10 protein-coding genes are annotated in these 10,846 nt (G+C 68.2%); 1 reads left to right on the top strand and 9 read right to left on the bottom strand.

The window, feature by feature from the left end; all coding sequences use genetic code 11:
• The 9 genes from FREUN1FDRAFT_RS01110 to FREUN1FDRAFT_RS01070 all read right to left on the bottom strand — a co-directional run.
• Positions 1 to 1,083, bottom strand: a 1,083-nt coding sequence (locus FREUN1FDRAFT_RS01110; protein ID WP_006538071.1) for an ATP-binding cassette domain-containing protein, incomplete at its 3' end; no start/stop codon positions are given.
• Complete coding sequence (locus FREUN1FDRAFT_RS01105; RefSeq protein WP_006538070.1) at positions 1,080 to 2,249, bottom strand: substrate-binding domain-containing protein; 1,170 nt, start codon at positions 2,247 to 2,249, stop codon at positions 1,080 to 1,082. The genes FREUN1FDRAFT_RS01110 and FREUN1FDRAFT_RS01105, both read right to left, overlap by 4 nt.
• A 100-nt stretch (positions 2,250 to 2,349) precedes the next feature.
• Complete coding sequence (locus FREUN1FDRAFT_RS01100; protein WP_006538069.1) at positions 2,350 to 3,297, bottom strand: LysR family transcriptional regulator; 948 nt, start codon at positions 3,295 to 3,297, stop codon at positions 2,350 to 2,352.
• 190 nt (positions 3,298 to 3,487) lie between these two features.
• A complete protein-coding gene (locus FREUN1FDRAFT_RS01095; RefSeq protein ID WP_006538068.1) occupies positions 3,488 to 4,465 on the bottom strand; it encodes a cyclase family protein in 978 nt (325 codons plus the stop codon).
• A complete protein-coding gene (locus tag FREUN1FDRAFT_RS01090) occupies positions 4,462 to 5,634 on the bottom strand; it encodes a S9 family peptidase (protein WP_006538067.1) in 1,173 nt (390 codons plus the stop codon). Before FREUN1FDRAFT_RS01090 ends, FREUN1FDRAFT_RS01095 begins: the two co-directional genes overlap by 4 nt.
• Positions 5,635 to 5,721: 87 nt before the next feature.
• Positions 5,722 to 6,477 carry an SDR family NAD(P)-dependent oxidoreductase gene (locus FREUN1FDRAFT_RS01085; RefSeq protein WP_006538066.1) on the bottom strand — a complete coding sequence of 252 codons (756 nt, stop codon included), beginning with the start codon at positions 6,475 to 6,477 and terminating at the stop codon, positions 5,722 to 5,724.
• Positions 6,474 to 7,466: a fumarylacetoacetate hydrolase family protein gene (locus tag FREUN1FDRAFT_RS01080; protein WP_006538065.1), complete on the bottom strand. Its 993-nt coding sequence runs from the start codon at positions 7,464 to 7,466 to the stop codon at positions 6,474 to 6,476. Before FREUN1FDRAFT_RS01080 ends, FREUN1FDRAFT_RS01085 begins: the two co-directional genes overlap by 4 nt.
• Positions 7,467 to 7,478: 12 nt before the next feature.
• Positions 7,479 to 8,450: a VOC family protein gene (locus FREUN1FDRAFT_RS01075; RefSeq protein WP_006538064.1), complete on the bottom strand. Its 972-nt coding sequence runs from the start codon at positions 8,448 to 8,450 to the stop codon at positions 7,479 to 7,481.
• 48 nt (positions 8,451 to 8,498) lie between these two features.
• Positions 8,499 to 9,626: an FAD-dependent monooxygenase gene (locus tag FREUN1FDRAFT_RS01070; RefSeq protein ID WP_006538063.1), complete on the bottom strand. Its 1,128-nt coding sequence runs from the start codon at positions 9,624 to 9,626 to the stop codon at positions 8,499 to 8,501.
• A gap of 474 nt (positions 9,627 to 10,100) precedes the next feature.
• On the opposite strand from FREUN1FDRAFT_RS01070, the gene FREUN1FDRAFT_RS01065 reads away from it, so the two are divergent.
• Positions 10,101 to 10,805 carry an HD domain-containing protein gene (locus FREUN1FDRAFT_RS01065; RefSeq protein ID WP_006538062.1) on the top strand — a complete coding sequence of 235 codons (705 nt, stop codon included), beginning with the start codon at positions 10,101 to 10,103 and terminating at the stop codon, positions 10,803 to 10,805.
• Positions 10,806 to 10,846: the final 41 nt, after the last annotated feature.

The following is a 10,846-nucleotide window of genomic DNA, read 5'->3' as shown; positions in this document are numbered from 1 at the left end:
ACGTTTCATCATCGCGCGGGTCGGCAGGCCCGTGACGTCCTCACCGGCCAGGCGGACTCGGCCGGCCACCGGCTGGCGCAGTCCGAAGACTGCGCCAAGGGTGGTCGAGCGGCCCGAGCCGAGCAACCCAGCGATGCCGACAACCTCGCCGGGCGCGACCGCCAGTTCCAGCCCGACAAGCGGGCCAACGGCCAGGTCACTGATGGCCAGGACCGGATCCCGATCCCCCGCCTCGTCCGGTATCGCCGCGGAAGCGGACGCGGTGGCCGAAGCGGAACCCACCGAGGCGGTGTTCGCCGATCGTGCCTGCTGGGACGGGACCCGCTGGCCGGCCATGGCCGTCACCAGGTCCTCCTCAGTCGGGCTCGCCGCGACCAGGCTTCGCGCCAGGCGGCCGTCGCGGAAGACCGTGAAGTCGTCGGCGACGTCGAGCACCTCGCGCATGCGGTGACTGACCAGAACAATGGTCTGCCCTGCCGCCGCACGCTGGCGCAGCGCGACCATCAGGGCACGCGACTCGGCGTCCGGCAGGCTTGCTGTCGGCTCATCGAGCAGCAGGACGCACTCGGTACCGTCCTGGTCCTGCAGTGCCCGCGCGATCGCCACCAGTGTCCTGGTGGCGGGGCGCAGCGCGCCGACCGGCGTGTCCGGGGTTGCCGGGATCTCGAGCCTGTCGAGCAGGCCCGCGACCCGGTTGCGCAGCGCCCGCCATCGAATGCGGCCGCCACGCGTCGGGAAGCCGGCGCCGATCGCGATGTTCTCCGCGACGGTCAGGCCGTCGAACAGGCCCAGGTCCTGGTGCACGAAGCGCAGGCCCAGCTGGTGCGCGCGACGGGCGGTCAGGTGCGAGGCCGGCAGCTCGGCACCGCGCACCGCGACGGTGCCGGCGTCAGCGGTGTGCACACCGGCCAGGCATTTGAACAGCGTGGACTTTCCGGAGCCGTTGCCGCCCAGCAGCGCGTGGACGGTGCCCTGGCGGACGCGCAGCGACGCGTCCGCCAGGGCCGCCGTGGCCCCGAATCGCTTCGAGACACCCAACGCCTCCAGCACGGCAGGGGTCGTCTGCGGGGCGATGGTGCTCACCCCCGCGACCAGTCCTTCGTGTATGCGGCCCGGAAGTCGACCGCCGGGGAGTAGGCGAAGGAAGTCCCTGACTCCGGCAGGTTGTGGTCGGAGTCGATGACCTGCAGGCCGATACCGGCGGGCTGCGTCGGCTGCCCGGCGAGTGTCCGGGCCAGGGCGTCGACACCAGCCCAGCCGACCCACGGGGCGCTGAAGCCGACGGTGGCGTCCTCGCCGGTGCCCTTGCGGATGAGGTCCAGGTTGCCCGTCTCGCCGAAGTTGCCGATCACGGCGAGGCTGTCGGCACGACCCGAGGACTGCACCGCCTGCGAAAGTCCAGCGAAGAACCAGCCGTCGAGCGGGACGTTGACGGCGTTCGCCTTCGGCTGCTTGAGCAGCGCGGTGGCGAACTTCTGCGTCAGCTGGCCGCCGGCGACGTCCGCGTTGCCGATGGTCAGGGTGTCAAGCACCTTGCAGCCGGAGCAGGTGGCGAGCTCGGTGGTGAAGCCGTCCTGGATCCACCCACCCCAGATGGAGTCGGTGAATTTCAGGCTGAGCACCTGGGCCTTGGCGTCGGTCTTCTCGATGATCCAGTCGGCCTGCAGCGCGCCCATCTTCTTCCACCACTGCTCGGCGGTGAGGTCGGGCATGTTCTGCACGACGGCGCTGAAGAGCTTCTCCCCGCCGCGGACGTCGCAGTCGTTGCCGCCGGCGGCGACCGTCGGGATGCCGGCGGTCTTCGCCTCCTTCAGCGCGGCCTGGAAGCTGTCACAGTCCTGGCCGATGACGATGATCCCGGCAGCCTTGGCGCTGATCCCTTGACGGATGCAGGCAGACCAGCCCTGGGGGTTGAGCTGGCCGTCGCACAGTTTGGCGGTCCAGCCGGCCGCCTCGGCGGCCTCGACGGCGGACTCGGCGGGCGAGGCGCAGGTCGGAACCGATTGGCCGCAGGAGACCACCCAGACCAGACCGGTGGACTTGAGCGCGACGGTGGTGGTTGGCGGGGTACCCAGGACTCCCTGGTAGACCTCCGCGCTGGTGGCGGCCGAGGTGGCGCTGGTGACCGCAGACGTGCCTGACGAACTGTTCGTAGAGCTGTCCGAAGAGCTGGAGCAGCCGGCGACAAGCGCCACAGCGGCGAGAAGTGCGAGCCCAGACAGGCTGAGGCGGTGGCGTAAGAGCTTCACCTGGTGATTCCTCCGATGAGGCCACCGTCACTGGTGCGGTGGGCAGCGTTCATGATGTGAGCCACGCCGCACCCCGTCCACGCCATGCTGGGTATGGTCGCTATAAGTCGCTCTTATGCCCATCGGCCAGCGCTGCAGACCGGCCGAGCCGCGCGCTGGTATCCGTGAGCAACGCACGCAGCCAGATATGGGCTGGGTCGCGCTCGTACATGGGATGCCACCAGAAAGCCTCGGTGATAGCGACCGCGTCGAACGGGCACTCGAGCGCACGGACGTCCCCCGCCGCGGTGAGTTTGGGTGCGAGCCGGCGCTGGACCAGCGCGATCCGGTCGGTGCCCGCGACCACGAAGGGCAGGGCCAGGAACGAGTCGACGACAACCTGGACCCGCGGCTCGACGCCGAGCACCTGCAGCTGTCGCCCGGCAGGGGTGAACGCCGAGGGAGCGAAGTAGGTGAACGCCCAAGGCAGCTCGGCCAGCAGTTCCATCGTCAGCTCGTCGCCGACCCGGGTGTTCGACGTGGAAATCAGGCACACCCAGTCGTCGGTGTAGAGCTCGGTGTATGGCAGGTTCGACAGGAAGCCGTGGGGCAGCAGAATGCCGTCCACCGTGCGGATCCGCTCGGCCGCGTGGTCGATGTCGGTCGTGGTGTGCCGCTCGAACCGCAGCACGACTCCGGGAGCGCGCGCGACTGTCAGGTCCCACAGAGCCTCGCCAAGGACGGCGGCGGCATAGTCCGAACACAGCAGTGTGAACTCGCGTCGCTCACTGGCCGGGTCGAACGCCGGCACCGCCTCGAAGACCCGGCGGGCCCCAAGCATCGCCAGGCTGGTGCGTTCCTTGAGCTGCACGGCCAGTGGGGTCAGCTCGTAACGGTTGCCGACCCGGCGCAGCAGGTCGTCGCCGAAGTGTCGGCGTAGCTTCGCCAGGCCCAGGCTGACCGCAGGCTGGCTCACCTGAAGCCGCTGCGCGGCCCGGGTGACACTCGCCTCCTGTAGCAGCACTTCAAGCGTCCGAAGGAGATTCAGGTCGACATTGAGCAGCTCCACGCCACGAGGGTGCCATAAGGAACACTCATACGCACGAGCCTTTTCCCTCGTCCGACTGATAGTCGTCGAGGGTTACCCGGCGACGACCCGACGCGTACGGGGCGTCGCCGGGCTAACGCCCGGCCGTTGCCGAGCGTGACCTCGACACCATGCCCTGCCCGGCCGCACAGGCGCGGCCGGGCGGCATCACTCACCGCACAGCGACGGGGTTGACCGGCGACCCGACCGCTCCGGTCACCGGCAGCGGAGCCGCGGTGAGGAAGAAGTCGTAGACACCGTCAGCCGCGCATGCGGCGGCGAGCGTGTCGAGGTCCCACATCTCGCCGACGAACAGGCCGATGTGCGGGATCACCACCTGGTGCAGCGGCTGGAAGGCGTGGTCGAATTCGTTCGGCCGAACCTCGAACCCCCAGGTGTCGGTGGCGATGGCGGCGATCTCGCTACCGTGCAGCCAGTCGGCTGTGGTGAACGACAGGCCCGGAGCCGGTCCGCCGGCGTAGTCGCCCCAGCCCTCGCGGCGGGCGCGGGTCAGCTGTCCGGTGCGCACCAACACGATGTCGCCGCGACCAACGGCCGCCGACGAGCCCTGCCGCTCGATGGTCCGTTCCAGGTGCTCCGTGGTGATCGCGAATCCGTCGGGCAGCTCCCCGCCGTCGCCGAACTCCCGGCCCACATCGAGCAGTACCCCACGCCCGGCGATGACATCGGCGACGGTCTCGATTCCGGTGACGTGGTCACCCAGGCTGGTGACGACCTTGTCGGCCGGTCGGCCGTTCCACGCCATGCCATGGTCGAAGATGTGCCCGAGCCCGTCCCACTGTGTCGAGCACTGCAGTGGCATCGCGATCACATCGTCGGCGCCACCGATGCCGTGCGGGAAGCCCTGGTCGGTGTGGACCGCGTCGACACCGGTGTCGAGCATGGTGTGGACCGGATTCGTACGCCGGCGCCAGCCCTTCTGCGGTCCGTCCATGTCGAAGCGCTGCGACAGCGAGAACGACAGACCGGTACGGACGAGCGCCGCGGCCGCGCGGCGCTTCTGGGCGTCCAGATAGTTCATGGTGCCGCGCACGTCGTCGGCGCCAAAGCGACCCCAGTTGGAGACGCGCTTTGCTGTGGCCGCGATAGCGCCCTCGGGGTCCGTCCGATCGAGTTCGTCGGGGCTCATGCGCTGGTTTTCCCGTCCAGCTCGGCGAACGTCTCCTCGATCCAATCCGCGATGAAAACGCCGACGTGGTACAGGTGGTCGAGGCCGATGTGCTCGGCGCCGCCCTCCTCCGCCGTGAAGATCCGCAAGGTGCGCTTGGGGCTGTTGACGGCCTGCTCGTAGGAGCGGTGAGCGTAGGCAAGCGGGATCTGGCGGTCGTTCTCCCCGTGGGCGATGAGGAACGGCACGCTGATCTGCTCGACGACGCCGTCGAGGTGGACGTCCTCGGCCTTCTTGATGAAGGTATCCAGGTCGGTCTCACCCCAGACCCACAGCACATGGTCCCAGTAGTGCGGGACGGGATTCTCGCCCTCCCGCTCAAGCCGGCGCTTCTGCACCGCGCCCCAGTTGTGGTTCGCGCCCCAGGCGACACACAGCGCGAGCCGCTTCTCGAACGCGGCGGCCCGCGGGGCGTAGTAGCCGCCCAGAGACCAGCCCACCAGCCCGATGCGGTCAGCCCGGACGTCGTCGCGGGCTTCCAGGTAGTCGACGCAGGCCTTGGCCCAGTCCTCGGTGGTGACCCGCGCCGTCAGGCCCCGCAGCCGCAGCGCTTCACCACTGCCAGGGCAGTCGACCATCAGCGTCGACACCCCACGCACGGCGAGCTCGGCCGCGAAGCCGGAGGCATACATGTGCTCTTTCGTCGAGTCCAGCCCGTTCCACATGATCATCACTGGCGGGCGGGGGTTGGACTGCGTCGCCGCCGTCGTGAAGTAGGCCGGCAGCGAGCTGCCCTCGAACGGCACCTCGACCCGGCTTGTGGCCGGGTCGATCAGGGCGATGCCGCTGGCGAGCAGGTCGAGGCAGCGCTGGTAGACCGCCGCCCGGTCGGTGCTCTTCGCGCTCTGCATCCGCTCGGCCTGGCTCAGATAGTTCGCCGCGCGCAGGTACTTCTGGCCCGCGGAACGGTCGTGACCAGCCTTCTCCGCCTCGGCCGCCTGCCCTTCGAGCTGATCGGCCACCGCCGCCCAGGCTGCCATCAGCTCGCGGGTACCGAGGTCGGCGCCCTGGGCCGCAAGCTCGCGTAGTGGCCGGCAGGCACGGTCGACCTCGTCGATGAGGCCGCCGCTGTTCAGCGTCGCGACCACACTCAGGTTCCAGACGTAGTTACCTGGGAAGAACTCGAACATCATTACCTCTCGAATGGTTGCGGCGGTCAGGCTGCCTGATCTCCGGGAAGCGCGACGCCCGCGAGGCCTCGCGGGCCTCGCGGGCGGTCAGGCGCCCCAGCCCGGCGCCGGTGGGATGTAGGACGGCCGAAGCGCCTCAGAGACAGCCTTGGCACCGCCGTGGGAGCTTGCCCCCCCGTCGACCGGGATCTCGGCACCGGTGACGAAGGATGCGTCATCTCCCAGCAGGAAGACGACGACGGACGCGACCTCCGCCGGACTGCCGGCCCGACCGAGCGGTGTCTCGGCGACCGAGGCATCACGGAACTCCGCCGGAGCCGCCGCGGTCATCGCCGTGTCGATGAAGCCGGGATGCACCGCGTTGACCCGGATTCCCCGCCCAGCCAGCTCCAGCGCCGCGGCGCGAGTCAGGCCGCGCACCGCCCACTTGCTCGTCGTGTAGGCCACCGGGTAGTGGCCCTGCAGCGCCGCGAGCGACCCGATGTTGACGATCGATGCACCCCCGGGCATCAGCGGGGTCAGCGCCTGGATTGCCAGCAGGGGGCCGAAGACGTTGACGGCGTGGGTGTCCCAGAAGGGCTCCGGCTCGATGTCACCGAGCCGGGCCCGCCAGGTGATGCCCGCGCAGTTGACCAGTCCGTCGATCCGGTGGCCGGCGAGTTCCGCTGCGAACGCGGCCCACTCCGCCGGGTCACGGACGTCGAGCTCCCGGATGCCTTCGGCCAGCGTGCGGTCGAGCCGGACCGCCGTGCCGCCCGCCACCTCGACGCCGGTCGCGACAGCGGCCCCGATTCCGGTGGCGGCACCCGTGACCACAATGGTGCGGCCAGCCAGTGTGGTCACAGCGATCCCGCCATTCGGGCCAGGGTCGGGTCGCGCAGACGAGCACCCGGCAGCGTCGGCGTCGGCTCTGCGGCGCCGACGGTGCTGGTCAGCGAGCCGATGCCATCGACGGTCAGAGTGACAACGTCGCCTGGAGCGAGGGGCGGCGGGTCCTGCTCACCGCGATGGCCCCACAGCTCGCTCAGGCAGCCGCCGTTGCCGACCGTTCCCGAGCCGAGCACGTCACCCGCCTCGACCCGGCTGTCCCTGGAGGCATAAGCGATCATCGCCTCGAAGGTCCAGCTCATGTTCGACAGTAGGTCACGTCCGATCTCGTGCCCGTTGACACTGACCGCGCACCACAACGCCAGGAAGCCGTCGTCGTCCCGGTAGTGCTCCAGCTCGTCGGCCGTGACGATCCACGGCCCGAACGTCGTGGCGAAGTCCTTTCCCTTCGCCGGGCCGAGACCGACCTGCATCTCCCGGCCCTGTAGATCGCGGGCCGACCAGTCATTCATGATCGTGTACCCGAACACGTGGTCGCGGGCCTGTTCCACGGTGAGCGAGTGCCCTGGTTCTCCGACGACGACGGCGACCTCGAGCTCCAGGTCGCGCAGCGAACACGCCGAGGGGAAACGAACCGTCTCGCCGGGGCCGAGAATCGCATGCGGGTTGGTGAAGTAAAACGTCGGCGCGTCATACCAGGCGTCCGGCACGCCCGCCGTGCCCTCGATCGCCCTTCGGACGCCCTGCACATGCTCCTCGAACGCGACGAAGTCGCGCACCGACGCCGGGCGCAGCGGGGTGCACAGGCGCACGGTGTCAAGCGGGAACCCGTCGCCGGCCAGTGCCGCGTCGGCGAGTTCCCGGGCGGCGTCGAGCCCACGCTCGATGACGTCGCGCATCGACAGCTCCGCCGGGAACGGATGGACGCGGCCAGCCGCGATCACACCAACCTGTTCCTGGCCGGCCGCTGAGCCAATGGGGACAGCGAAGGTGGAGAGTTTCATCGGTGCCCCGGATCAGATCGGCGGCGCGTGGAAGACGCCCAGGTCTGGGTCGTTGAAGGATTTGCTGGCGACCAGCTCGTTCATCGGGTTGGCGGTGCCCCACTGATCGGCCACCATCGGCTCGGTGAAGTCGTAGAGGTGTGGGTGCCAGGTGTCCTCGTCGAGCTGCTCAAGCTCGGTCGTGTATTCGACCGTGTTGCCATGGGGGTCCAGGAAATAGCTGAACGTGTTGTTCCCGGCGGTGTGCCTGCCGGGCCCCCACACCTTCTCCACGCCCGCCCGCAGCAGCCGCCCGGTTCCCCTCAGGTACTCGTCAAGGCCTCGCATCTCGAAAGAAGCGTGATGCAGGGCGACGTGCGGACCCCGGGCAATCGCCAGGCTGTGGTGGAACGGGTTGGTGCGCAGGAACCACATCATTTCACCCATGCGCGGGTGCATAAGTGTATCGGACACAGCGAAGCCGAGATGAGAACGGTAAAACTCGACCGTAGCCTCGGGATTCGGCGTGTTGACAACGACGTGCGAGAGCCGCACCGGGATCGACTCGCCCTCCTCTACCTGACGGTGCCGGCGTACCTCGACGCCGGAGGAAACCTCGATCGTGCGGCCGTCGTTGTCGAAGAAGCGAAAGCCGTAGCCACCACCGGGGGTCTTCAGGACATCCGGCTCAGTGACAAGCCGGACACCGTCGGCCGCGAGCCTCTGGGCGAGCTTGTCGACGTCGGCGGAGGTCGCAGCGCCGAAGGCGATCAGATCGATGCGCTTCTGGTCCGCCTCGCGCAGGCGCACACAGTAGTTCTCTGGTGATCCCTCCGCCGCCAGGAAGGCGAGGCCGCTCTCGGTGTTCTCGGCTTTCAGGCCCCAGGTCTCCGTGAAGAACGCGAACTCGCGGCCGAAGTCGGGAACCGCCAGGTCAACATGGCGGAGGTGGGTAATGAGCCGCTCATTCGGCGGGACGGTGGCGTCACCGTTCAGGATGATCATTGGAGCTCCGTAGACGTGATGGCCTGGGTCGGAAAGGTCAGGCCGGATTCAGGCCGGGGCGGTCAGCATGTGGGAGATCGACGCCATGAGCCCCGGCACGTCACCACGCTCTCGCTGGAGCAACCACTTGCCGAGCTGAAGGGATCCCTCCACCACCGTGCTCGCGCGCGTGAAGCGGCGTTCGGTGTACGGCCCCCAGACGTCATCCAGATGCTCGCGCGTAAGCAGAAGTTCGGAGAGGACGGAGGCATCCTCGAGTGCCTGCGCCGCTCCCTGGGCGAGGGTCGGCGGGCAGCTGTGCGCCGCATCGCCGATGAGGGTGACCCGGCCCCGGTTCCACGGCGCCGGGACCACGTGACTCTCGAACTTCGTGTAGTTGACCCTGCTCGCGTCGGTCAGCGACTCGCGGATGTCGTCCCACGGCCCGTGGTATGCCTTCGCGAGCACGCGCATGACCGTGAGGCCCTCCTCCGGAGAGAGCATCGAACGGTCCTGGTAGTCCTCGACGATGTAGGCGTAGAGAGAGTCTTCGCCGGTCGGGCAGTAGCCAGCGATATAGGACGGCCCTCCGTAGTACAGGTCCGTACGGGTGACCGATTCCGGGCGAGGCGCGAAGACCCGCCAGATGCCCATCCCTGTCGTGCGGGGTTCGGTGTCGATCCCGATCGCCTGCCGGGTCCACGATCGGATGCCATCAGCACCGATGACCAGGTCATAGCGTTGTGTCGAGCCGTCCGCGAACGTGACGTCAACGCCATCGGCGTCCTGGTCGAGAGCGGAACACGTCAACCCCAGCCGGGATTTGGCCCCGGCGGCGACGGCGCGGTCGGCGACGATGCGGGCGAGCGCAGGTCGATACATTCCTAGCGTGCAGGGCAGATCGGGTCCGCCAGTGTGCTGATCTTCGAGCTCGACGAGCAGCGTGCCAGCCGCGTCTGGCGCTCGCAGGCCGAGGGTGTCGAAGGCGTAGCCCTGCTCACGGACCTCTTCCCACACACCAAGCTGGCGCAGCACCCGCAGCGCGTTGCCCTGCAGCGTGATCCCGGAACCGAGCGCGCCGAGGTCCGGCTTGGCCTCGACGAGGTCGACCGAGACTCCCCCTTCGGCCAGCAGGATCGCTGCGGCTGTACCGGCTAAGCCGGCGCCCACCACGAGAACGGATTGGACGGCGGGCATATGCGCCTCCCGGTGACGAAACTGGTGACGCCCACCACTCTCATCGGTACGTTCTCATAAGGGAACACCATCTACGCTATGTCGACCATAAGTAGTACTTATACGAACAGGCCGCCCGGATACGGACTACCCTCGACTCCGGGCCGGCCTCTGCGTGCCCCGAGGGACCCCGTCCGGACACCTGAGGGCCAGGCGACTTCAGGTATCCGCACAGGAGGCTCAAGCCAATCCGCCCAGGGATCAGGGGAGGCGGTCTCTTCGATCACCCCAGGCCCAGGGGCCAGCTCCTCAGTCGCCCCGCGTCTGTCCAGCAGCACCCTGTGCAGCCAGACCCAGAGCCCCGATGTGGTCCACAGAGGGAACCGCCGGTTGCACCATCGGCGCCGATACAGCCCTGAGCGAAGGTGGCAGGTGCCACCAACTCACAGCCAGAGACGCGACGCACGCTCTTGCGATGACGGAGACAGGAGTGCTATGGCCTGCAAATCATCAGAAGTTTCGGCACCGGAACCATCTGTCGCACGCGAGGTCGGCGACGGCGCCGCGCCCCCGGCCGGGACTGCCGGCCCCGTACCGCCTCCGCCAGGTATCACCGACGCTCGGCTAAGTCGCCAGATCGCGTTCCTGATCGAGATCGACAAACTCAAGTCGGTGCTTCGTCATTCCAATCTCGTGGATCTCTCCCGGCGAGAAAACGACGCCGAGCATTCCTGGCATCTAGCGATGTTTTCTGTCGTACTGGCAGAATACGCAGCATACGAGGTCGACGAGGCCCGCGTCCTACGTATGCTACTAATCCATGACCTCGTAGAGGTGTACGCAGGGGACACGTTTATATACGATTACGCGGCCGCCGCCGACCAAGAGGAGCGTGAACGGGCCGCGGCCGAGCGCCTCTTCCCTCAACTCCCTGACGAGCAGGCCGCGGCCTTGCGCTCCCTGTGGAACGAGTTCGAGCAGCGCCAGACGCCCGAGGCGAGGTTCGCCCGGGCGCTCGACCGGGTGCAGCCGCTCCTACTAAATTTCCACACCCAAGGCAGCACCTGGCGCCCCCACAAAGTGACCCGCGCCGACATCCTGCGCCATCGCGCGATTATCGAAGACGGATCACCTCGGCTGTGGGAGTACATCGACAGCCTGCTCGACGAGGCCGTCCGTCGCGGATACCTAGGCGGCTGACCTGGAGACCCGGTCACACAGTTCAACAAGAAGCACGGGCG

It is taken from the genome of Parafrankia sp. EUN1f, from assembly GCF_000177675.1.
Classification (GTDB): Bacteria; Actinomycetota; Actinomycetes; order Frankiales; family Frankiaceae; genus Parafrankia.
This window is presented reverse-complemented; position numbering and strand designations above follow the sequence as displayed.